The sequence below is a fragment of the Microvirga arabica genome (assembly GCF_016811235.1).
Classification (GTDB): Bacteria; Pseudomonadota; Alphaproteobacteria; order Rhizobiales; family Beijerinckiaceae; genus Microvirga; species Microvirga arabica.
In genome coordinates, this window is the sequence record NZ_JAFBID010000091.1 from 1 (window position 1) to 23,059 (window position 23,059).

Annotated in this window: 21 protein-coding genes, 1 tRNA gene and 1 pseudogene; 12 read left to right on the forward strand and 11 right to left on the reverse strand. The window is 61.1% G+C overall.

The window, feature by feature from the left end; translation table 11 throughout:
• Positions 1 to 77: transfer RNA gene (locus JQC81_RS27780), tRNA-Met, on the forward strand.
• On the opposite strand, the gene JQC81_RS34510 is transcribed toward JQC81_RS27780, so the two are convergent.
• From JQC81_RS34510 to JQC81_RS27815, 6 genes are all read right to left on the reverse strand, one after another.
• The gene (locus JQC81_RS34510) at positions 34 to 1,719 is read right to left on the reverse strand and encodes a recombinase family protein (RefSeq protein ID WP_376772468.1); all 1,686 of its coding nucleotides are present in this window, start codon (positions 1,717 to 1,719) and stop codon (positions 34 to 36) included. The genes JQC81_RS27780 and JQC81_RS34510 overlap by 44 nt on opposite strands.
• Positions 1,716 to 2,777: a tyrosine-type recombinase/integrase gene (locus JQC81_RS27795; RefSeq protein ID WP_203275033.1), complete on the reverse strand. Its 1,062-nt coding sequence runs from the start codon at positions 2,775 to 2,777 to the stop codon at positions 1,716 to 1,718. The genes JQC81_RS34510 and JQC81_RS27795 overlap by 4 nt, the downstream gene beginning before the upstream one ends.
• Entirely contained in the window at positions 2,777 to 4,483 is a 1,707-nt protein-coding gene (locus JQC81_RS27800; protein ID WP_203275034.1) for a site-specific integrase, read from the reverse strand. The genes JQC81_RS27795 and JQC81_RS27800 overlap by 1 nt, the downstream gene beginning before the upstream one ends.
• 174 nt (positions 4,484 to 4,657) lie before the next feature.
• Positions 4,658 to 4,837, reverse strand: a complete 180-nt coding sequence (locus JQC81_RS27805) for a helix-turn-helix domain-containing protein (protein ID WP_203275035.1) — start codon at positions 4,835 to 4,837, stop codon at positions 4,658 to 4,660.
• Between the two features lie 256 nt (positions 4,838 to 5,093).
• A complete protein-coding gene (locus JQC81_RS27810; RefSeq protein ID WP_203275036.1) occupies positions 5,094 to 5,654 on the reverse strand; it encodes a hypothetical protein in 561 nt (186 codons plus the stop codon).
• A gap of 494 nt (positions 5,655 to 6,148) precedes the next feature.
• Entirely contained in the window at positions 6,149 to 6,595 is a 447-nt protein-coding gene (locus JQC81_RS27815) for a hypothetical protein (protein ID WP_203275037.1), read from the reverse strand.
• On the opposite strand from JQC81_RS27815, the gene JQC81_RS27820 reads away from it, so the two are divergent.
• The 8 genes from JQC81_RS27820 (at position 6,588) to JQC81_RS27860 (ending at position 16,818) form a co-directional block, all read left to right on the forward strand.
• Positions 6,588 to 6,806: a hypothetical protein gene (locus tag JQC81_RS27820; protein WP_203275038.1), complete on the forward strand. Its 219-nt coding sequence runs from the start codon at positions 6,588 to 6,590 to the stop codon at positions 6,804 to 6,806. The genes JQC81_RS27815 and JQC81_RS27820 overlap by 8 nt on opposite strands.
• Before the next feature lie 888 nt (positions 6,807 to 7,694).
• Entirely contained in the window at positions 7,695 to 9,758 is a 2,064-nt protein-coding gene (locus tag JQC81_RS27825) for an Ig-like domain-containing protein (protein ID WP_203275039.1), read from the forward strand.
• Between the two features lie 121 nt (positions 9,759 to 9,879).
• On the forward strand, positions 9,880 to 11,697 hold the full coding sequence (locus tag JQC81_RS27830; protein ID WP_203275040.1) for a type I secretion system permease/ATPase: 1,818 nt from the start codon (positions 9,880 to 9,882) through the stop codon (positions 11,695 to 11,697).
• Positions 11,698 to 11,700: 3 nt separating this feature from the next.
• Positions 11,701 to 13,020: an HlyD family type I secretion periplasmic adaptor subunit gene (locus JQC81_RS27835; protein ID WP_203275041.1), complete on the forward strand. Its 1,320-nt coding sequence runs from the start codon at positions 11,701 to 11,703 to the stop codon at positions 13,018 to 13,020.
• Positions 13,021 to 13,110: 90 nt separating this feature from the next.
• A complete protein-coding gene (locus JQC81_RS27840) occupies positions 13,111 to 13,386 on the forward strand; it encodes a hypothetical protein (RefSeq protein ID WP_203275042.1) in 276 nt (91 codons plus the stop codon).
• Positions 13,387 to 13,431: 45 nt separating this feature from the next.
• Positions 13,432 to 13,587, forward strand: a complete 156-nt coding sequence (locus JQC81_RS34515; RefSeq protein ID WP_203275043.1) for a winged helix-turn-helix domain-containing protein — start codon at positions 13,432 to 13,434, stop codon at positions 13,585 to 13,587.
• A gap of 1,333 nt (positions 13,588 to 14,920) precedes the next feature.
• Positions 14,921 to 16,513, forward strand: coding sequence for an alpha-amylase family glycosyl hydrolase (locus JQC81_RS27855; RefSeq protein WP_203275045.1), 1,593 nt, complete (start codon positions 14,921 to 14,923; stop codon positions 16,511 to 16,513).
• A gap of 77 nt (positions 16,514 to 16,590) precedes the next feature.
• Positions 16,591 to 16,818 (forward strand): hypothetical protein, encoded by a 228-nt coding sequence (locus JQC81_RS27860; protein WP_203275046.1) that lies wholly within the window; start codon positions 16,591 to 16,593, stop codon positions 16,816 to 16,818.
• A 27-nt stretch (positions 16,819 to 16,845) separates the two neighbouring features.
• On the opposite strand, the gene JQC81_RS27865 is transcribed toward JQC81_RS27860, so the two are convergent.
• Both JQC81_RS27865 and JQC81_RS27870 read right to left on the reverse strand, forming a co-directional pair.
• Positions 16,846 to 18,486, reverse strand: coding sequence for an alpha-amylase family protein (locus JQC81_RS27865; protein WP_203275047.1), 1,641 nt, complete (start codon positions 18,484 to 18,486; stop codon positions 16,846 to 16,848).
• Positions 18,487 to 18,497: 11 nt separating this feature from the next.
• Positions 18,498 to 19,589, reverse strand: coding sequence for an SDR family oxidoreductase (locus JQC81_RS27870; RefSeq protein ID WP_203275048.1), 1,092 nt, complete (start codon positions 19,587 to 19,589; stop codon positions 18,498 to 18,500).
• A 326-nt stretch (positions 19,590 to 19,915) separates the two neighbouring features.
• On the opposite strand from JQC81_RS27870, the gene JQC81_RS27875 reads away from it, so the two are divergent.
• Entirely contained in the window at positions 19,916 to 20,911 is a 996-nt protein-coding gene (locus JQC81_RS27875; protein WP_203275049.1) for an SDR family oxidoreductase, read from the forward strand.
• A gap of 186 nt (positions 20,912 to 21,097) precedes the next feature.
• Here the strand turns inward: JQC81_RS27875 and JQC81_RS27880 are convergent, their stop codons facing one another.
• Both JQC81_RS27880 and JQC81_RS34520 read right to left on the reverse strand, forming a co-directional pair.
• Entirely contained in the window at positions 21,098 to 22,111 is a 1,014-nt protein-coding gene (locus tag JQC81_RS27880; protein WP_210347295.1) for a recombinase zinc beta ribbon domain-containing protein, read from the reverse strand.
• Positions 22,108 to 22,290 carry a hypothetical protein gene (locus JQC81_RS34520; RefSeq protein ID WP_376772469.1) on the reverse strand — a complete coding sequence of 61 codons (183 nt, stop codon included), beginning with the start codon at positions 22,288 to 22,290 and terminating at the stop codon, positions 22,108 to 22,110. Before JQC81_RS34520 ends, JQC81_RS27880 begins: the two co-directional genes overlap by 4 nt.
• Here JQC81_RS34520 and JQC81_RS33540 point away from each other — a divergent pair.
• Positions 22,279 to 22,446, forward strand: coding sequence for a hypothetical protein (locus JQC81_RS33540; RefSeq protein ID WP_246520710.1), 168 nt, complete (start codon positions 22,279 to 22,281; stop codon positions 22,444 to 22,446). The genes JQC81_RS34520 and JQC81_RS33540 overlap by 12 nt on opposite strands.
• A 33-nt stretch (positions 22,447 to 22,479) precedes the next feature.
• Here the strand turns inward: JQC81_RS33540 and JQC81_RS34525 are convergent.
• Positions 22,480 to 22,758, reverse strand: a pseudogene (locus tag JQC81_RS34525) (recombinase family protein); the annotation flags it as partial.
• Between the two features lie 98 nt (positions 22,759 to 22,856).
• On the opposite strand from JQC81_RS34525, the gene JQC81_RS27895 reads away from it, so the two are divergent.
• Positions 22,857 to 23,059 (forward strand): IS630 transposase-related protein (locus JQC81_RS27895; RefSeq protein ID WP_246520708.1); only part of this gene is annotated, 203 nt, incomplete at its 3' end.

A 23,059-nucleotide genomic window follows, 5' to 3' on the forward strand; every position in this document is an offset into this window, starting at 1 on the left:
CGCGGGGTGGAGCAGCCCGGTAGCTCGTCAGGCTCATAACCTGAAGGTCACAGGTTCAAATCCTGTCCCCGCAACCACTGACAGTAGCCCTCGCATGGTGTTCCCAGCGAGGGCTTCTTCGTGTTTGGAGCCGGCCACACGGATGGCACGGATCGGCTTCGCCTCTTCAGCGCCCGCTGAGCAAAGGACGAGGATGCGCGCGAGGTCGCCGTGCAGGATAGCCTCGACACCCCCACCCTCTCTCGGCGTCAGATCGATATTGTCAATCAGCGAGCGAATGAGCTCCATCGCCTCGTCCCTGTGCTCGGCATCTTCCAGCAGTTGCTCCAGTTCCTCGACCTTCTTGCGGTACACAGCTGCAAGGTTGGGGTGCACTGAAACGTTCGGGGCGATCGACCCAAACGTTTGCTGAGCCGCGAGGCTCGCCTTCTCAGCTTCAAGCTCGGTCAGACGCGCCTTCATTGACGGCTGGTACAGGCCGTCTTCGATCGCCCGCATGATGCCGTCGATCTTGCGCTGAACACCGATGAGCTTCGCTTCGACCTCCGCGGCCTTGCCGCCCGCTTCCTTTGTCAGCCGGTTCACCTCTTCCTGGTAGGCTCGTGTGAACTCCGCCACCAGCTCCGGCGTGAGCAGGTTCTGCTTCAGGGCCTTGAGGATGCGCGCCTCAATCTCATGCCGGCTGATCGTGCGGTCGTTTGTACACATGCCCTTCGAGCGCCGCCCGGCGCAGCCGTAGCGGTCTTTGGCCATGATCGTGTAGCCGGCGCCGCAGCAGCCACAGGTCAGAAGACCCGACAAGAGGAAGCGGCGACGGTGAGCGCGGTTAAGAGCATTGCCGCTCTCGTTCCGGCCCATCGCGAAGGCGGTTGTCTCCTGCCGCCGCTTCACCTCGTGCCAGAGCGCGTCATCAATGATGCGCAGATGCGGCACCGCCGTGCGCTCCCAGCGCTCGGGCGGGTTCAGGCGTGCCACGCGTTTGCCCGTGCGTGGATCCTTCACATACGAGCAGCGATTCCATACCAGCTGACCGACATAGAGCTCGTTGTTGAGGATGCCCGTACCGCGCTCCTTCTGGCCGCGGACGGTGGTGTCCTGCCACGGGCGGTTCTCAGGGCCTGGGACATGCTCCTCATTCAGTCGCCGGGCGATCGCCCTCGGACTGACCCCGTGGGCGAACATCGTGAAGATGCGCTTGACCACGGCAGCTTCAGTCGGGTTGACAACGCGCCCTCCTCGTTCCGTGTCGTCGACCACGTCATAGCCGAACGCCTTGCCGGCCGCAGCACGCCCCTGCAGCACCCGCCCCAGCTGACCGCGCTTGGTCTTCTCGCGAAGGTCGGAGAGAAACATCTGTGCCATCGTGCCGAGCATGCCGACATGCATGGTGGTCACTGCACCGACATTGACCGCGTGCAGGCTCATGCCGTGGAACTGCAGCTCATCGTGGAGGCTGGCGACATCCGAGAGTTTGCGCGCCAAACGATCGAGCGCCTCGACGATCACGACATCGAAGGCGCCTCGCCTGGATTGCGCCAGAAGCTCCCTATAGCCGGGTCGATTGCTGCTGGCGCCCGAAAGCGCCCGATCCTGGAAGGTGGCCGTGACCTGAAGCCCATGCTGGGCCGCATAGCGCCGGCAGACCTCGATCTGGTCTTCGATCGAGGCCTCGCGCTGGTTCTCGCTCGAGTAGCGGGCATAGATGGCGGCGCGCTTCATGCGAGGTCCTCCGCGGCGGCTTTAAGCTTGTCGAGGATCGATCCAAGGCGCCGGCTCGCAGCGAGGTTGTCCGCCTGAATGTAGTAGCGCTCAGTCGTTGTGAAGTGCCGGTGACCAAGGAGCGGCGCGGCGGCGCGGGCCATGTCAGCCGAGACGGCAGCGAGGCTCGAAGCAGCGCAATCGCGCAGCAAGTGGGGATTGATGGCCACCCCGAACAGGCGCCGGGTCAGCTTGGTGATCCGGTGATAGATCGAATGGGGGTCGCGCATGACACCCTCCTTGCCGAGCCATACCCTCGCCGATTCGCTAGCCTGCGGAAACAGCGGCCGGACCGCGGACAAGTAGCGCGCGAACCAGGGCAGCAGCGGCTCGGGCAAATCGAAGCTGACCGGCTGGCGGGTCTTGGTGTCCGCCGCCGGTATAGTCAGGAGCCAATTGTCCTCTGTCGGGATCAAATGACGTTCCAACTCCAAACCGGTGAAGTTCTTCACCCGCAGTGGTCGGCTGGCCAGGAAGGCCAGCATTAGGGCATCGCGGTAGGCCAGGGCCTGCTTGAGGGAAAGATCAGCCGCAGGCATGCGCTCCAGTTCTGCGAGAGCGGCGGCAAAGATCTCTGCGGTTGGGCGCATCCGCGCCCGCTTGTCCCTGCTCGGTTTGGCATTGATCTGGACCCGGTTGCAGGCGTCCTGCAGCCAACGCCAGTTCCGATCCTGGGCCATGGCCTGCATCATGACCTTGAGGCCAACCAGCGTCGACAGACGCGTGCGCGGGGCGACAAGCGTCTCAAGGTGCCGGTTATAGGCACGGACCGCCTCGCGGCTGACGCGATCGGCGGGGCTTGCGCTACGATCAAGCTGGCCGGCCCAGAGCAGGTAGCCGAGCCAGCGGCCATAATGCTGCTCATTGGTCAGGCGGGTGCGGGACGCCCAATGCGCCGCACCGCCGCCCTCGTCGAAAATGTCGCCCACGGCTTGCGCCGCCATCCAGGCATCTCGGTCAACCTGCGGCCACTCGGAAACCGGCAGAGCGCGACGCATCGGATCAACGGGTCTGGCCATCAGCGCGCCCCCTTTACGGCCTTGGCCTTTGCCTCAGAGAGCAGCCGGTCAACATGGCGGCCGGCCGCCTTCGACTCGGTGCCGAGATAATGGCCCATGGTGGTGTCGAGCGTCGTGTGGCCGAGAACGCGCGAGACAGCGAGGTAAGCACCGGGATCGGCCTCGACCGTGATCTTCGCAATCGCATGGCGGAACAGGTGCGGGTTCATCTCCAGGCCAGCCCGGCACATGCCGCGACGGATCGCGTCCGCCATCGCCGTAGTTGACCGTGGCCCACCGCCGAGTCCGGGGAAGAGATAAGGACTCTCGGTCTCCGGCAGACGGGAGCGAAACGCAGCGATGTGGTACTTCAAGCGAGCTGTGATCTCGGCATTGATCTCGAATTCCAGCGGCCGCCCGGTCTTGGTGCGCTCCGCCGGAACGACCAAAACAGCTCGCCCTGAGCTGAGCCAGGTGAAGTCGGAGAGCTCCAGCGTCCGCAAGGAGCCGATCCGCAGGCCGCAGCAGATGAGCAGGTCGACCGCGACAGCCCGCTCCATCGCCTTAGCCGCGCGCAGCGGGTTCTTCTCGGCCGCTGCCCGTCTGGCCTCCTGTTCCGGGAAGGTCAGCAGTCGGCCGACGTTGCGCGGATCATCGAACTGGCCCAGGCGCTTGCGGTTGCGTTCGGTCATCTGACGCCGGTCACCGGGATCAAGCTTGCGGCACACCTTCTCCAGGGTCGCGAGTGTCGCCTCGTCCAATCTACCATAGTGCTTGCCGATCAGGCGCATGGACCGGGCAAGGTTATGCACGCGCTGGGTCTTCTTACCGGAGCGATCAAGGAAGAAGCGCAGAGCGGCCTTGAAGGCCTCGGGCTGGAACAGCACGTTCAACGAGGTGATCGCCTCGGCCGGCAGGTGACTGGACTGCACCAAGGCTGAGGCGAACTGGCGGAAGTTATAAATCCGGTGCTCGATTGTGGCGGGCCTGAGCGCACGGGCTGGGGCCTCCTCATCGAGCGGATCGGGGTTTGCCATGCGCTCGCGCCAGAGAACAATATCCCCCTGGAACGAGCTTGGGAAGGCGCTTAGGGGCAGCGCATAGGGCTCCTGTCTGAAGGGTGAGCACAGGAGCGCCTGTGGCCAGCCCGGCACGGTACGTGCCGAGCGGTTCCAGTTGGCGATGGTGTTCTTGAGGACATCCCTTGGGTTCTTGATCGCCTCTTCAGCCTCAACTGCCTCGAAGAGGCCGAGAAGCGTCTCGGTGGTGACCTCCTCCGGTGCGATACCCATGACCGAGCAGTAGGTGGCGAGGCGGTAAAGCGCCTGCCGCTGGTAAGCAATCGCGATGCGATCGAGCAGGTCCTGCCAGGACGGAGATACGGGGATGCGCTTGGTCAGCGGCGAGACCGGCTGGCCATAACGCTGGACAGCCTTGGCCACCAGCGAACGGATATTCGCAAAGGTCTTCTCCGACAAGTCCAGCTGCGCCGGGCTCTTGGACGCGAACACCTCACGCACTCGGCGCGGAACTGCTTCCAGCCGCATGAGCGGGGTCTGGAACAGCTGCTCGACGCGGTTGAGGGCCGAGGCGAGGTCGCGGCGCTGGCTGCCCGTCAGGCTGGAATCAGCCTCGGCAAGGCGCTTCAAGTCGGCCAGCGTGATCTGGTCTTTGGAGAGGAAAGCGGCCTTGCTGCGGGCAAGAAAGGTGGGATCGAAATGGTTCATCGGGATCATCTCGCGTGGTCAGCTCTGGCCTCGGGAGGACAGGCGTGGACAGAAGGGCCAATTCGGGAAATAGCAGCTTTTTGGTCCTACGGCGTTCAGACGGAAGCGTTCTCCCGACACCGGCTCAAGCCATTGACAGCACTGGACAAAAGAGCCGTTGGGAGGACATGCGTGCTAGCGGCGGTGGAGCGCCTCGTAAGCTGCGGCGTCGGGTGGCGAGACGCGGATCTGAGTGCCGATGCGGAGCACCTTGAGCTCGCCACGCGCCACGATGCGGCGCACCGACTTGACGCTGACCTGCCAGCGCTCTGCCAGGTCGTGCAGGGTGAGAAGGGGCTCAGACTTTGGCTTCATAGGCATCCTCCTGTTCGGATCCATCACAACCGGAGGTCCCATTGGGGACAGCCTCTGCGTGGTCGAGGGTGCCCCGAGCCGCCAGCCGCGCTAACAGGCGGACGAATTCCCGAAGCGTTGCGTCCGCTGCCGGTGCGTTCCTCGTCTCCTGCTGTTGATGAGTATCTTTGTGGGCCACTGGCGATCCCTTGGTCGCGAATGGCCCATCGATGTCACAGTTGGCCGCTCAAGGCCCGTGAAAGGCACTCGTATAACTTCACGAAGTTTGTTCGGATGTTGCCTCGCGCTGCCGGAAGTTCCGCAACGCCCTTCGTGCTTGGTCGGCATGCTGCGCCCAAATATCGCGAAGGGTGGTATGATGAATAACTGTCCTTTCAGCGAGCTCCTGGATCGCTGCTTCAATCTTCCAACCCTGCTCCTCAACGAGAACAAGGTGGATCGCAAGGCGAATATCCCGGAGCTGCTTCAGGTGCTCGTGAATGCGCGGGCGCTTGCCCTGGCCCCGCCCCTCCACTTGAAAGGCCTCGCCGAATTTGAGCCTCGTACCGCGAGAGGCGGTGTGGCTGGCTTGATACTGGTTGTACCCTGCAACAATCGCCTCGACAGCCCAGAAGGGGATCATTACGGTTTCTGGCGCCTCGTCCTTTCTCCAATGGTAGGAAGCCACGATCGCCAGCGCCTCAAAGGCGGGCAGCGGGTTGGTGCCGTCAGCTGCAAAGGCTTCCCGTGCGATTGTGAGAAAGATCGCTCTGTCCTGCTCGGCGGTGAACGGCCAGTTAGCGTCAATCCAAGCCGACTCCAGTTCCTGGCCCTTCACACGTTGTCCCTCTGTTCAGCCGACGTTTAGACCGCTCAGGATTATCTGGTCTCAAGCCCTGATGTTCATTTGTGGCCGTCCTGCCTACTTAGACAGACGATACGCCAAAGTGTGATAGATGCGAGCTAGAGGTGCGCGAACGTGTCATTGAATACCCCAGAAGAGTAGCATCAACCTTCTCGACGGGCAGTCGTTGATTATTACTTGATTAATCCCATTCTTGGATTGCAATCGGTCAAGAGTTCGCTGTGTCGCCACCTCTAGGAAAGCCGCTGATCGATGCTCTCCAGCGAATGAGCTGCGGCGGTATTATCCTAGATGCAGCTGGACATGTGCTCCAGTTCAACCCTGAGGCCGAGCGTCTACTGAAGGTCGTGTGCAAGATCCCCTCGGGGCAGGATCTTAAACCTGATGAGGCGCGCAACGCGATCAAATCCCTTCTTCGCATCTGCGGAAACCGCTTCACACTGGACCAGGATAACTGGGCAGTAATCTCAAGCGATCAGCGGCGTCAGCTCGTTGTTCATGCCGTTCAGATCGAGCCGCAGGCCGAAGCGGGCCCGCATACTGTCGCGATCCTGATTGATCTGGATCAGATGCCGGCTCCAAACCCGCTCACTCTCACCCATATCTTTGGCCTCTCTGCTGCCGAGGCTGCACTTGCTCTCCAGCTTGCCCGAGGGGATGCGCTCGCCGACATCGCCGCGGCAAAGGGGATTTCGGTCGCAACGGCACGATCCCAGTTGGCCTCCATCTTCACCAAGACACACACCCATCGCCAGGCTGAGTTGGTGGCGCTGCTGGCGCGTGTGGCAATTCTGCCGTGAACCATCGCGCAAAAGGCTAAGATAGAGAAATTGTGATAGCTCATCATTCAAACAGATGATGCTCGCTCGTCCACACCTAGTAACATGGGCCTTCAGGATTTTTGGAATGGACATGTCCGATCCTCTTCCGCTTATCGACCAAGAGGGCCTGTCGGCTGCAACCGCAGCGCTCACCGAACAGCTACGGGCACAAGCCCAAGAGCAGCGGGCTTACCTGCACAGCTTTGTCGATGGTCGGATCAGCCTGGAGCTAGAGTGGGTGGATCCGCAACAATGGGCCTATGCGGTGGTTCTGGCCTACTTAGCGAGCACACAGTGCCGGTAAGCGCCTACTTTGCTGCACCAATCTCAGCAATAAGAAGCTGCATTCCTCATGCTAAACGCAATTAAGATGCTGAAATGCCAAAAAAAGTTGACCAATCATTCAAATGAATGATGCGGGCCGTCGAATTGCGGTTAACTTGATAGCAACAATGAGCTGAGTGGTAAGATGCTCCCAAGCACAGGGAAGATAGTCAGAGCCATACTCCGCATCTTTGTTCTAGTGGCGTACAATTCAGAAGTATAGTTGTCCAGTAATACTGGGCAACGGGGAGACGTGGAAGCTGGAATTCTGCGATTGCAACCAGCTGGCCTCACGACATCGCTGCAAAACATCAGGGTTGAAGACGAAGGTCTCTAGCTCGATGGTCCCACGCGCGCTCCTCAGAACACGGTGGTGGAATAATGCATGGCGCGCTCTTGTGACCCCTCGAAATCCGAGTTGAGACAAGCTCCTGAGCCGTCACGGGCAGCCTTCCTAGGTGTTGGCCTTTTCAGTGGCGCGTTCAACATTCTGGCGCTCACCGGCTCCATGTTCATGCTGCAGGTCTATGACTGGGTGATCCCCTCCCTCTGCATCCCAATGCAGATCAGCTTGCCAGCATCGATTGGGGGCTTTTTCTTCACCACACTACTAGCTGCCGGCCTGGGCAAGATAAGTCGTCCTCACGACCTGAAGCTCATATCTGGCAGGCAGGTTGAAGCCTTCATCCAGGCAGGTAGGCGCACTGCGCCTACCTGCCTGGTGAACCCCCTCCCCGACCGGCTCTCACGAGCTTGGCGGGAGGGATAGAGCCGACGCAGGAAGAGAGATCAACACGACCTGCGTCATGGGAGAAGTAGGCCTAACACAGCCCGCGGGCAATATACATCCGCCGGGGAGGACCAACACATGCCTGGTAAAGACATCAACGAAAAGTGGACGGGAACAACGGCTCAGTCTGATCCGAACATCCTGCCTCAAGCCACTGACGACGTATTGACCGTACAAGAGAACGGCCTTGTGACCATCACCACCCTGCTCAGCAACGACCGGGGTGGCGAGGCCAAGACGCTCTATAGCGTAGACAGTCTCAACTCCAAGGGTGTTGCAACGATTAGCTCCGATGCCTCGTCGGTGTTGTACGACCCTGGAAAGGCCTTCGACTGGGTACCGGCTGATAAGACAGCGCAGGACGTCTTCTACTACACCATTCGGCTTGCCAACGGCGCGCTAAGCACTGCCAAAGTAACTGTGACCGTGACGGGCACCAATGATGCCCCGGTGGTGACGAGTGCGGTGACAGGTGCGGCCACGGAGGACGATGCGGCTGTTGCGCTGAATGGGTTGGCCAATGCTTCGGACGTGGACCAGGGTGACACCCTAAGTGTTGTGGCCCCAACCTCTCTGCCTGCGGGCGTGACGCTGACCGGCAACACGTTTTCGCTGGATCCGAAGGATGCAGCCTACCAGAGCCTGGCGGCTGGCCAGAGCACGACCGTGACGGTTAACTACAACGTGACAGATGGCAGGGCTACTACGGCGGCCACTGCGTCCTGGACCGTGACGGGCACCAATGATGCCCCGGTGGTGACGAGTGCGGTGACAGGTGCGGCCACGGAGGACGATGCGGCTGTTGCGCTGAATGGGTTGGCCAATGCTTCGGACGTGGACCAGGGTGACACCCTAAGTGTTGTGGCCCCAACCTCTCTGCCTGCGGGCGTGACGCTGACCGGCAACACGTTTTCGCTGGATCCGAAGGATGCAGCCTACCAGAGCCTGGCGGCTGGCCAGAGCACGACCGTGACGGTTAACTACAACGTGACAGATGGCAGGGCTACTACGGCGGCCACTGCGTCCTGGACCGTGACGGGCACCAATGATGCCCCGAACGCAGTTAGTGATGCGGCCTCAACAAACGAGGATACGGCGATAACTATTAATGCAAAGTCTAATGACAGTGACATTGATGGCGACGCCCTCACGATCACCAGCCTCTCGGGTGCAACCAGCACCATGGGAGCTGCAATTAGCATCAATGCAGATGGTAATATCGTCTACAACCCCGCAGGATCAGCAACGCTCCAGTCGATGAACAACGGCCAGAGCAAGACCGACACTTTTAGCTACACAGTTAGCGACGGCCAGGGCGGAAGTGCAACGTCGACAGTTAGCGTCTTGGTTTCTGGGTCGAATGATGGACCTACGGCTGCGCCAGATACAGCCTCCACAGATGAGGACACCAGTATCAACATTAATGTGCTGTCGAACGACAGCGCTGGATCAACTATTACCGGAATTGTTGCTCCAAACGGAACTATATCCCCATTCACGACAAGTGAAAAGGGTGCCTATGTAGAGGTAAAGAATGGACAGCTACTTTACAACCCATCGAGCTCGGGCACTTTGCAGAATCTCAATGCAGGGGAAAATACGACGGACACATTCCAATATCAGATCAGGGATGCGTCCGGAAATGTCTCCTCAGCCACAGTCAGCATCAGCGTAGCAGGCAGAGCTGAGGCGTCCATCATCAACTCTGGCGTTCAATCTACGGTAGATTTCAATTCCGCGGCTGTAAATTCAGCGCCATCTTCTTATTCAGAGGATGGAATGACTGTTAAGTCACTGTACAGCGGTGGAGGCCATCTGCACTTCTACAACCAATACGGAGACTCCAGCATTTCTACCGGGATTGAAATCCAAAATCACGATGGATGCTGCTCCACTCCATACGAGTTCAGGTATCACAATGCCTCGAACGGTGACAAAACCTTCTCATTGCTGAGCTTCAACAATGTTGCCGGAGATGGCGTTTGGACATCCTCAAAGGGAGGGGCGCATACTGTGTCCAGCACCGGCACGATTGACCTGAGCAGCAACGCCGCATTCCGGGATGTTGAGTGGGTGTTGTGGAGTTCACCAGATGGAGGTTCGGGCAGTAACTATGTCGATAATTTAGTCTTCTCCGCCTGATGGATCAAAGCCCGCCGTGTACAATCACGGCGGGCAACATTCAATAGAATGCAAAGCAAGAAATCTGACGAACTGTAGATTTATGTTTTAGAAAGTATATGGCCTATTCAGCGAGGCAAGTATGAATACTAAGGAATTTGCTACAACCGACTGCCGCGTCTGTGCGGCGATTCGGGCCTGTAGATCCGGCATTTGGGCAGTTGCGGTTTTCAGCTTCTGCGAGAACCTGCTGATGCTGGCCGCTCCCCTCTATATGATGCAGGTCTATGACCGCGTACTGGCAAGCCGAAGCTTCGAGACGCTGGTCTATTTGACCCTGGCCCTTGCTTTTGCTCTTTTGATGCTGAGTGTGCTCGACCTGGCTCGCGGGCGTCTGCTTGCTCGCATGGCCCTCTGGCTGGATCAGCGTCTGGCCCCCGGACTGTTCGAGCGGGCTATTCAAAGCCGGTTGCGTGGTCGCAACTATGGTCCGGAGGCTTTTGGTGATCTTGCTAGCCTTCGAGGCTTTATCACAAGCCCCGGCATGACAGCCCTCTTCGACCTCCCATGGTCCGTCATCTTCGTTGCTGCCGCTTTTCTCCTTCATCCGTATCTCGGGTACCTCGCCATTGGCGCAGCCGCTCTACTTTTTGGTCTCGCCTTGCTGGGAGAGTTCATCAGCCACAAGCCAATCCAAATGGCGGCCGAAGGCGGCATGCTCTCGCGCCGGCACCTTGAGGCCACAGCTCGTAATGCCGAGGTGATCGAAGCCATGGGCATGATGGGAGCTGTCTCTGGGCATTGGATTGGCCGCAACGCGCAACTCCTTGGGTTGCAAGGCACAGTTCTGAGTCGTTCTACTCTGTTTACCTCCACCACCAAGTTCATCCGCCTGCTGGTCCAGAGCCTCGGGCTTGGTCTCGGCGCTTGGCTTGTTCTCACGGAGCAAGCCACTGGGGGCGTGATGATTGCAGCCTCAATTCTGCTCACCCGCGCAGTTGGTCCTATAGAGCATGCGATCGGGGCTTGGAAGAGCCTCGTTACTGTCCGAGCCTCAGTCCGTCGCCTGAAGGCCTTCGCGATGGAGCCGGCCTATCGTCCCACGGCGATGCTGATGCCACCGCCCAAGGGAGCTCTGTCGGTTGAGGGGCTGATCTATCGCACGCCTGATCCGTTTGTGCCCCCCATTCTCAAAGGTATTTCCTTCCAACTCACTCCAGGCGAGGCTGTGGCGGTTATTGGGCCTTCGGGAGCTGGCAAGTCGACTCTTGCCCGACTCCTAATTGGGGCCATCCCATCCATCGCCGGACTGGTTCGTCTGGATGGAGCGGATATCTTCACCTGGGACCGAGCCGATATTGGGCAGCACGTCGGCTATCTTCCCCAAGACGTGGAGCTGTTCGCTGGAAGCGTGTCAGACAACATCGCTCGCATGGGCAAGGCTGACCCGAACGCCATTGTGGCGGCCGCGCGGATAGCTGGCGTGCACGATTTGATCTTGCGTCTACCACGCGGTTACGAAACGGAGATCGGCGAGGGTGGACAGCATCTTTCAGGAGGGCAGCGTCAGAGGATCGCACTCGCACGGGCGGTGCTCGGCAACCCACGTCTAGTAGTTCTCGATGAGCCGAACTCAAACCTGGACGGAGATGGTGAGATCGCGCTCGTGCGTGCCATCGAGGCGCTCAAGCAAGCCGGCAGCACAGTGGTGATTGTGACCCACCGGACGTCTTTAATGCAGCACGTCGATAAAGTCCTTCTCCTGCGGGACGGGCAGGTGGAGGCCTTCGGGCCACGGCAAGAGGTATTCGCTCGCCTGGTCGGGCAATCGGCTCCGACTCCTGCAGCACCCGAGGCTGTTTCGGTAACCCCAGGCGCTGCTCGAGTTCGGCCGGGTGACACCTTAGCTGCCGCTGCGGGTCAACCTAAGACAATGGTTACTCAGACATTGGGAGCCTGAAGGATGCGAGTTCTGGATTATTCGTCACCAGCTCCGAACCACCCTCGCCTTGGTGGGCCCTTGCTGCTAGGCATTGTGGGGATAGGGATTTTCTTTGGCGGGTTTGGCGCTTGGGCCGCCCTCGCGCCACTCTCCAGTGCGGCCTCTGCTTCGGGGCAAGTTCGTGTGGAGAGCTACCGCAAAACTGTTCAACACCTTGAAGGTGGGATAATCCGAGAGATTCTGGTCAAGGATGGCGATTTTGTTGCGGAAGGTGATGTGATTGCTCGCTTGGATCACATCCAGGCTGCGGCGACCGCAAATCTCTTTCAGCGCCAGCGTGATGCACTCAAAGCTCTCGAAGCCCGGCTCGTTGCCGAGCGTGACGGCCAAAGTACCATCGCCTTTGCTCCCGAGCTCGAGGCGCAGCGCTCAGATCCAGAAGTGGCAGAAATCCTTAACGGCCAGGAGACGATCTTTGCAAGCCGGCGCACAAACATCCAAGGTCAAGTTGAAGTGCTTGAGCAGCGTATGTCCCAACAACGCGCTGAAATTGGTGCCTACCAAGCTCAGGTGACGTCCGCCAGAGATCAGATTCGTCTCATTAATGAAGAGCTGAAAATTGTGCGGGATCTGGTTGGCCGCGGGCTTGAGAAGTTGCCACGGCGGTTAAGCTTGGAGCGGGCGCTCGCACAGTTAGAAGGTGCAAAAGGACAGCAACTCGGTCTGATTGCTCGAACCGAGCAGGCTATTGGGGAAGCGAAGCTCCAGATCGCAAGCCTGCGCAATGCCCAAGCTAATGAGGTCGCAGCTGAAATACGTGATGCTCAGACAAAATTGGGTGAATTGGAAGAGCGCGTACGGGCTGCTGCGGATATCCAGAGCCGAACAACCATTACGGCACCTGCAGCTGGGCGCATCGTAAATTTGAGGCATTTCACGCCTGGCGGTGTCCTAAAGGGTGGCGAGCCATTGCTCGACTTGGTACCCTCAGCAGACAAACTCGTCATTGAAGCGCGAGTGTCACCCCTTGATATCGACACAGTTCACGCCGGCCTTGACGCAGAAGTCAAGCTGTTGGCATTCAAGCAAAGGCGCCTGCCTGTTCTGAACGGAAAGGTGACATTGGTTTCGGCAGATGCATTGATGGACGAGCGGACCGGACAAGCTTTTTACACAGCCCAGATCGAGCTTGCAGGAGACGATCTTATCCGCCTTAGAGATGTTCAGCTCTACCCTGGAATGCCCTCCGAGGTTCTGGTGCTGACGGGCCAGCGAACGCCAATGGAATATTTTCTGGATCCTATCCGAGACAGCTTCCGCAAAGCCTTTCGAGAAGATTAAGACCCATCCACTGAAGTGCTGACTCAGATTTGCGACGGTGTGTTTGGATTGATTTACTGAGAAACGGGGGCGCTGTTGATGGAGATCACCATGGCCGGGCTTTGGAAACGTGAGGATTTCGCGCCGCCCGACCTGCGCACGCGGGCAGTCCGTGAGAAGGACTGCCGGTCAGCACTGCGGCTCCTGGCGATTGCCAATGCGCTGGAGGGCATGACCATGACCGAAGCCGCATGGCTAGCCGGATGGAGCGCCAGGCCCTGCACCTCCGTCCTCGCACTGACTGCCCGGAGCAACTCACTCTGGATCAGCAGGCGGCGCTGCAAGCCCATATCCTGCGCGGGCTTGAGCCCGAGCGAGACTGGGTGACCGCCTGGCGCCTGGTTGATCTGTGTGACTATGTCGAGCGAACTTATGGCGTCAGCTATAGCCGGGGGTCTATCCCGCGTGCTCAAGCGCTTCGGCCTCTTGCGCCAGAAGACCCGGCCCTCGCACCCAAAAGGCAGTCCAGCCGCGCAGGCAGCATTCAAAAAAGCAATGCCCGTCCAAGCTGCGCGCCATCGCGGCTGAGCATCCTGACGCGCGTCTCCAACTCTGGTGCCAGGACGAGGCACGTTTTAGCCGAAGGGGCCGGACAACACGGGTCTGGTACGAGCGTGGGATGTGCCCGCCGGGCGTGGTAAACCAGCGCTATAAAAGCCTGCACCTGTTTGCCTCCTACCGGCCTGGAGCCGATGATGTCTTCGCATTGGCCCTGCCGCGAGCGGATGGAGGCACGATGAGCGGTCCTTGCACAAACCCGCCAACATCACGCTCCTGCCGCTGCCCTCCGCCTCACCCCAGCTGAACCCCGTGGAACGGGTCTGGCTGTACTTGCGCGAGCGCTATCTCCTTCACCGTGTGTAGACGGCCATGGGGGCTGTACTCGATGCGGTCTGTCACGCCTGGAACAGGCTTCCCGACGAGAAAGGCCGGCTCACAACCCTTACGGCTTACCCGCACCTCATCGCGTCAGAAATTCCGTGAACGGGTATAAGTGGTCTTCTACTTAACTACGGCGGCGAGTTTCAGAGCCTGAGATGCATCTGCAGATCGGACCAGTCAGCGTCTCCCGGTGACGAAGTCTGGCCGGCGGGCGAGCGCCACCCCATGGGCGAACACAAATAGATCTTTCGACTCTGCCGCCGGACACGAAGCTGAAATAGCTGGCCTCGCTTATCAAGGCGCGTCAAGTGTGTGAACAGGCGGGTCAGCTGTTGAGAGAAGAACCTGGGCTCGATCACTTCGAGAGCACCCGTGGCGCGACCCGCACCGAAATGCCCTAATGAGGCTGATCGCGAACCTGTTCCTGCAGCATCAACGCTGAACATAGTCCAGCGTGAGAAGAAAGACCGGCGGGTCTCCCCGAAACCGAACTTGCTCGCCCTCCGCGTCATGCTGCCTAATTATCTAGCCTATGTCGTGCACTGGCGGTAGCCAATCTGCTGCGTCCTTTTCCTCTTGGCTCCCTCAGCAAAGTGCTTAGTGATAGTAGATAGCGTCGGTGGTTTCAGGTCCCCGCAACCAAAACACACTACACACAACACAAGACACAAGCCCCCACGGGAAACCACGGGGGCTTGCTGCTGTTTGTCCGAAACGGACCAACCTTCCAGCAAGCCAAGGTGACACTGCCAGAACCGCGGTGCTGCTCCCGCTCGGCTAAACCACACATCCTGGAGACGAGCCGATCGCCTTGGCGAAAAAGCCCGGAGCGCGTCTCAAAGAATGCTCATCGATCAGACGCCGGGATCCTCCACTGCGCAGGATGGAGAGGAATGCATTGCACGGGAACTGTTGGGTCCCTGCTGAATTCGTCTCCTGCCCCCGGGCCGCACCCCATCCTAGCCACGGAGCGACCTTTATGTCTGAAACCACATGGTGGAAGCGCGGCATCGTCTACCAGATCTATCCACGTTCGTTCCAGGACAGCAACGGCGACGGGATCGGCGATCTGAATGGTATCCGCCAGCGGCTCGACTATCTCAGCTGGCTCGGTGTCGATGCTGTCTGGATCTCGCCCGTCTTCCCCTCCCCCATGGCTGACTTCGGCTATGATGTGGCCGATTACTGCGGCATCGATCCGATCTTCGGCACGTTGGAAGATGTCGATCGCCTCATCGAGGAAGCACACGCTAGGGACCTGAAGCTCATCCTCGACTTCGTCCCAAACCATACCTCCGATCAGCACCCCTGGTTTCAGGAGAGCCGCTCCTCGCGCGAGAACCCGAAGCGGGACTGGTATATCTGGCGGGATGCCAAGCCGGACGGATCTCCCCCCAACAACTGGATCAGCAATTTCGGCGGGCCTGCGTGGGAATGGGACGAAGGCACGGGGCAGTATTACTACCACGCTTTCCTGAAGGAGCAGCCGGATCTCAACTGGCGTAATCCTGAGGTACGGAAAGCCATGTATAACGCTTTGCGTTTCTGGCTTGATCGCGGCGTCGACGGCTTCAGGGTCGACGTGATCTGGCACCTCATCAAGGATGCCGAGCTCCGGGACAACCCGCCCAACCCCGCCTACCAGCCCGGTCAGGCGGAAATCAACCACTTCATCCAAGTGCATTCGGCCGACCAGCCGGAGGTGCATGAGGTCGTGAGCGAAATGCGCAGCGTCCTCGAGGAGTACCCAGATCGGGTCCTGATTGGAGAGATCTACCTTCCGCTGGAGCGTCTCGTCACTTACTATGGCAAGGATCTGTCCGGCGCCCACCTGCCCTTCAATTTCCAGCTCATCCAGACGGCGTGGAATGCCCAGAAGATTGCAGACCTCATTAAGGAGTACGAGGCTGCGCTTCCCGCAGGCGGATGGCCCAACTGGGTGCTCGGCAACCATGACCAGCCGCGCATCGGCGCCCGGATCGGCCCGCAACAGGCGCGGGTGGCCGCCATGCTGCTTCTGACCCTCAGAGGTACGCCAACCATGTACTACGGCGACGAGATCGGGATCGGCAGAGTCGAGATCCCGCCGGAAGCCGCTCAGGATCCCTGGGAGAAGAACGAGCCGGGCTTAGGCCTCGGGCGCGATCCTGAACGCACGCCCATGCACTGGAACGAATCCGCCCAAGGCGGCTTCACCACCGGCAAGCCCTGGCTGCCCCTCGACCCGCGCTTCCGCTCCTGCTACGTGGAGGGGCTACGGGAGGATCCGGCGTCCATCCTGATGCTCTACCGGCGCCTGATCGAACTGCGACGCCGGCACCCGGCCCTGAGCGTCGGTGGCTACATGCAGGTCACAGCCGAAGGGAACGTTCTCGCTTACGAGCGGCAGCACGGATCGGAGCGCTTCCTGGTGGCCTTGAACATGGGAAGCGAACCGCACGCCCTGTCACTCCCGTCCGGGACGAGAGGGCGTGTGGTGCTTTCAACGCTGCCGGAGCGAGACGAGGAAACGATCGGAGCGCAGATTGTCTTGCAGGCTGACGAGGGCCTCATCATCGCGCTCGGGACGTAGCCGCTCAGGTCTTGAAGTGGAACCCGCCGATGTGGCTGGGATTGCCCTTGCAGGACATTCCATGGAGCGCAACCTGCATGCCGATTCCTCTGCCGAACCAGCCCTATCCGGAGCCGACGCCGGCCGATCCCAATCCGGCTCCCGTCAGCCCGCCCATACCACCCGAGACGCCGCAGCCGGAACCAATCGGCGTGCCTCCAACGACACCGGGCGATATCCCGCCTCCGGCAGAACCCGTGGGCGTGCCCCCGGCCGCACCGCAGGAGATTCCCGCCACACCGACAACGCCGCAGCCAACCGCGTGAGCGGCGTCGAAAGATGAGCGGCGCTTCCTATCGCCGCTCACCTTGCGCCCGAAGCCAGCGGTAGCCGTAGGGATTGAGGGAAATCGGATCGGAGGCATTGTGCATGGCCCGGTCGTCCTGATCACAGAAGAGCGGCCGCAATCGTTCGATTCCTTCGAGCGCCACCCGCACTTCGACGGTTCGATCCGCCAGATTGTGGAGGATCAGGATGGTCTCGCCCTCCCAATCATATCGCAGAGCAAGAATGCTCGTTTCGTTGGTGTCGAGAACCTGGCATCGGCCCCAGCCAACCTCCGGGCAGGCGCGGCGCGTCCGGGCTAGCCGCTGCACGGTGCTCATCATCGATCCATCGAGATCGCGCTGCGCCGCAACGTTGACGCGCTCATAGCCGAACGCTCCCGCCGAAACGACGGGCCGCACGAGGCGTCCGGCTGGTCCGTTGGAGAAGCCCGCATTGGGTTCGTCGGCCCATTGCATCGGCGTTCTGACCGAATTGCGCTCCGGGAGCGAGAGATCCTCACCCATGCCGATCTCGTCGCCATACCAGAGCACCGGTGTTCCCGGCAGGGCGAACATCAGGCTGAAGGCCTGCTTGAGCCGCCGGTCATCGCCCTCCAGCATGGGGGCCAGACGTCTCCGGATGCCGCGCTCGTACGCCTGCATCTCAGGCTCGGGACCGAAAGCCGCGAAGGCTTCGCCGCGCTCCGCATCCGACAGTCGCCCAAGGTCGAGCTCATCGTGATTACGCAGAAAGCTCGCCCACTGGCTTTTGGGTGGAATGGCTGGCGTCTGCGCCATCACGCGGCGGATCGGCTCGGCATCGTTGCGGGAGAGCGCCAGAAACAGGTGCTGGTTCAGCATGAAGTTGAAGATCATGTGGAGCCGGTCACCGGTCGGCCCGAAATATTCGTCTACCTGATCCATGGTGATGTTGGCTTCCGCCAGCAGCATGGCCTCCGCACGGCGCCATGAAACGAAGTCCCGCATCCTGTCGAGATACTCGTGCGGATCCTCCTTTGGCCGCTCTTCCTCCGGGACGCCGCGATACTCGATTAGGAATGGAACGGCATCGAGCCGGAAGCCCGACACGCCGAGCTGCAGCCAGAAGCCCATCACCTTCTCGAGTTCCGCGCGCACCTCCGGGTTTGCGATGTTGAGATCCGCCTGATGGGGATAAAAGCGGTGCATGTACCAGGCCTGGGCGACCTCATCGTAGGTCCAGGTCGCATCCTGCACGCCGGGAAAGACAACGCCCTCATGGATGTTCTCGGGCTTCTCCTTCGACCAGACATACCAGTCCCTGTAGCGCGAGTTCGGATCCTGCCGCGCCTCCTGGAACCAGGGATGGTCGATTGAGGTGTGGTTTGCCACGAGATCGACGATGACCCGCAGGCCCCGGTCATAGGCGGCATGGGTGAAGGCGACAAAGTCGCCCAGGGTGCCCAGCCGCGGATCGACGGCATAGAAATCCGTGACGTCGTATCCGTTGTCGCGGTTGGGCGTGGGATAGAACGGCAGCAGCCAGATGCAGGTCGCCCCCAGCGCCTCGACATGATCGAGCCGGTCTGCAAGGCCGCCGAAGTCACCGATGCCGTCCCCGTTCGAATCCATGAAGGTTTCGACGTCTACGCAGTAGATGACAGCGTTCTTGTACCACAGATTGAGCATGCCGAATCCGCCTAGCCGATCATCCGGGCGGCGCGCTCGCGCTCAGGCAGGCGCCGCAGATCGCCGTCCCTAGACGCTCGCGCGCCGAGGTGCCACGCCGCCGTCAGCGCTCCAGCCACGCAACCGAGGGCAACGGCCGCGAGGATGCCGCGCGCTGCCGTCCCGGAAACCGCAGGCACATGCCGGCGGGAGCGCGAGCCGAAGCGCCCTCTCCTGCCCGGGTCGCCGGGCGGCGCGTCGAACAGATTTCCATCGCGAATCTTTGCGGGCTCGTCCGTCATCTGCCCTTCCCAGGCCCGTCGCGCCATCATGCGATCGAGAAGGCCCGGCGCCACCATGGTTCCAAGGATGGCCTGGATCGTGGGGCCGCCGACCCACATCTCGCGCGGGGCTTCCCATGCGGCCCGCAGGATGGCCGCGGCCACAGGCTCGGTGTCGTGGATCGGTGGCACGGGCTGCAACCGGCGAGGCAGATGGCTTCGGACCCAGTCGAATTGCGGCGTGTCGACGGCGGGAAGCTGCACCATGGTGAGACGAATGCCGCTGCCTTCATGGTGCAACTCGCTCCGGAGGGAATCTGTGAAGCCGCGCACGGCGAACTTTGCCGCGCAATAGGCGGATTGCAGGGGAATGGAGCGGTGGCTGAGGGCGGATCCGATCTGAACGATGGTGCCCCTGTCGCGCTCGCGCATGTACCGGAGAGCCGCCAGGGTGCCGTGGACCTGGCCCAGATACGTGACCTCCGTGACCCGGCGGATTTCCTCGGGGCTCAGCTCCGTCACAGGCCCGAAAACGGACGCCATGGCGTTGTTGACCCAAAAGTCCACGCGGCCCCAGGCGGAGACCACCTGCGCGGCTGCTGCCTCGACAGCCTCCGCGTCGGCAACATCGGCTTCTATCGCAAGCGCCTGGCCGCCTGCCCGCTCGACCTCCCTGGCCGCACTCGCAAGACGTTCGCGACCACGGGCGATCAGAGCGACCCGGCAGCCCTCTCTCCCGAACGCGACGGCGACGGCGCGGCCGATCCCGGCAGATGCTCCGGTGATGACGACAACCGGGCTGTTCCCACTAGACTTGTATGCTGCCTCATCGACCTGACGCATCTCACGATCACTCTCGAAGACATTGGATCATACAGGCACTCCGTACCTGCGAACGGACACCTCTTCGGGAGATAAGGAGCCTCCGCCGGGCGGGTTCCATCGATACGCCCTAGGTTCGGCGGAGGCCGGCTCTCTTTCGACGGCAGGATTGAGCCGATTAGGCTTGCCGTCACGTCGGACGTTGAAGCTTCCCTTCCCGAGATCGCGGCCGATGCCATTGCCAATGGCGTGACCCAGCAGCGACACGGAACAAGGACGGAACCGACCACGGCGCGGGCTGTTGTCTGGCGAACCCCCTTTCTCACTTGCTCCTGGAGATGGTCCGCATGACCGACATTGATTCCTCACGCCGGACCTTCGTTGCCCGAGCGGCGCTGGCCACCGCGGCGGCGGCCGCTGCACCTGCGCTGGCGCAGGAGGGCCAGAAGCAGCCGGGCGCTCCGACCGCCCCGAGGGCCGCGGATTATCCTAAGCCCCCCTTCCCGGTGCAGCAGCAGCCTTGGCCGGGGCTCGCCTCACAGATGACTCCCCGCCCCGATCACGGTGAGACAAGCTACAAGGGCTCAGGCCGGCTTGCGGGCAAACGCGCGCTGATCACCGGCGGCGATAGCGGCATTGGCCGCGCGGCCGCCATTGCGTATGCGCGCGAAGGGGCAGACGTGGCCATCAATTACCTGCCCGCCGAGGAGCGGGATGCCCGTGAGGTGGTGGAGCTTATTCGCTCGACCGGCCGCAAAGCAGTTGCGATTCCCGGGGATCTGCGCGACGAGGCGTTCTGCCAGAGATTGGTCGAGGAGGCCGCGCGCGAGCTGGGTGGGCTCGATATCCTCGTCAACAACGCCGCGCGCCAGCAAACCAAGCCGGCGATCGCCAACATCTCGAGTGAAGACTTCGATGCAACGTTGAAGACGAATGTCTATGCGCCGTTCTGGCTGACAAAGGCCGCAGTGGCACGGATGGGCCCGGGTGCAGTCATCGTCAACACCTCGTCCGAGCAGGCGTCCGACCCGTCTGAGGATCTTGTCGATTATGCACTCACCCGTGCGGCGGTGCTCAACTTTACCAAATCGATGGCCAAGCAGCTCGCCCCGAAAGGAATACGCGTCAATGCGGTGGCGCCAGGGCCGTTCTGGACACCGCTTCAGGTGAGCGGCGGCGCCACGCCCGAGAAGCTGCAAAAGTTCGGCTCGCAAAGCCCACTCGGCCGGCCCGGCCAGCCTGCAGAGATCGCAAGCCTCTATGTGGCGGCGGCCGACCCGGCCCTCAGCTACTCAACGGGCCAGATCTTCGGCGCGACCGGCGGTGGAGGCCAGCCGGCCTGAAACCAGGAGCTTCTTGACATCGCTCTCAATCAGGACGCCAGAATTCGACAGATCATAGCGCAGGAGACGGTGTCTGCAGCATTTTCGAGAAGGTTCGCCGCATCATTTAAACGTTGGATCTGGCGATCGAGAGGCCGAGGCTTTATGACTGCCCAGATCTGGCCTACTTCCTTAAATTTCTGCAGCTTAGCCCGTCGATCGTGTGAAGATCAAAATTCCATGCGTGCGAGTTGTCGGTGGTTTCAGGTCCCCGCAACCAAATCTACAGCAATGAAACAAACAAAGCCCCCGCAGGTGAAAACCAGCGGGGGCTTCTTTGCGTTTGGAGCCTGCCACAGCGACGGCCCGGGTCGGCTTCGCCTCTTCAGCGCCCGCTGAGCATAGGACGAGAATACGAGCGAGGTCGCCGTGAAGAACTGCCTGGAGACCACCCTCCTCGCGCGGGCTGAGTTCAATCCTCTCGATCAGCGAGCGGATCAGCTCCATCGCCTCGTCCTTGTGCTCGGCGTCCTCAAGCAAGCTCTCTAACTCCTCGACCTTGCGGCGGTACAAGGCCGCAAGGTTCGGATGCACGGAAACGTTCGGTAAAGACGGGTTGGCGTTGCGAGAGGAACTGAGGGCCGCCTTGTCGGCCTCCAACTCCGCCAAGCGCGCCTTCATCGAGGGCTGATACAGGCCGTCTTCGATCGCGCGCATGATGCCGTCGATCTTGCGTTGAACGGCAGCCAACTTCGAATCGATCTCCGCGGCCTTCCCGTTCGCCTCTTTTGTGAGCCGGTTGACCTCCTCCTGAAAGGCGCGCGTGAACTCCGCGACCAGCTCGGGCGTGAGAAGGTTCTGCTTCAAGGCTTTGAGGATGCGCCCCTCAATCTCCTGGCGGCTGATCGTACGGTCATTCCGGCACGTGCGCTTGGAGCGCCGCCCGGCGCAGCCGTAGCGGTCCTTCGCCATGATCGTGTACCCCGCTCCGCAGCAACCGCACACCAGCAGACCCGAGAGGAGGAAGCGGCGGCGGCGGGTGCGGTTGAGCGCATTGCCGCCCTCATCCCGACCCATCTCGAAGGCGGTTGTCTCCTGACGGCGCTTCACCTCGTGCCAGAGCGCGTCATCAATGATGCGCAGGTGCGGCACCGCCGTGCCCTCCCAGCGCTCCGGCGGGTTCGGCCGCGCCACGCGCTTACCCGTCCTCGGGTCTTTCACATACGAGCAGCGGTTCCAGACGAGCTGGCGAATATAAAGTTTGTTGTTGAGAATGCCGGTGCCGCGCTCCTTCTGGCCGCGGATGGTCGTGTCCTGCAGGGCCGGCGATCAGGGGCGGGCACATGCTCTTCGTATAGCCGGCGTGCAATCGCTCGCGGGCTGATCCCATGGGCGAACATCGTGAAGATGCGTTCGACGACAACGGCTTCGACTGGGTTAATGACCCGCCCTCCTCTCTCGACATCTTCGACCACATCATAGCCAAAGGCCTTGCCGGGCGCGGCTCTCCGTTGCAGCACGCGACCCAGCTGACCGCGCTTGGTCTTCTCGCGTAGGTCGGACAGGAACATCTGGGCCATGGTGCCGAGCATGCCCACATGCATCGTGGTCACCGCACCGACATTGACCGCGTGCAGGCTCATCCCGTGGAACTGCAGCTCGTCGTGCAGGCTGGCCACATCCGAGAGCTTGCGGGCGAGCCGATCAAGCGCCTCGACAACCAGCACGTCAAAGCCGCCACGGTGCGCCTGGGAAAGAAGAGCTTTGTAGCAGGGTTGGTTGCTGCTGGCGCCCGAGAGCGCGCGATTCTGGAAGGTCGCCGTGATCTGGAGCCCCTGCTGCGCGGCATAGCGGCGGCAGACCTCAATCTAGAGCAACGGCAGTACTGACGGAGTCGTTGGGGCTATGCGGCGTGGCGGCTTCGTGATTCACTTGTCTCGGCCCTCTTCCTGGGAGGAGATGAGCGATGACCAAGTCCTATTCGCTGGATTTGCGCCGCCGGGTGGCGCGCTTTGTCGAGGCGGGCCATTCCTGCCATGAGGCGGCCCGGCATTTTGACGTGCCTGTCGCCTTCGTGGTGCGGCTGATGGCGGCGTATCGGGCCACCGGCAGTCTGGCCGCCAAACCGGAGGGCGGCTGGCGCTATTCCAAGCTCGACCCGCACCGGGA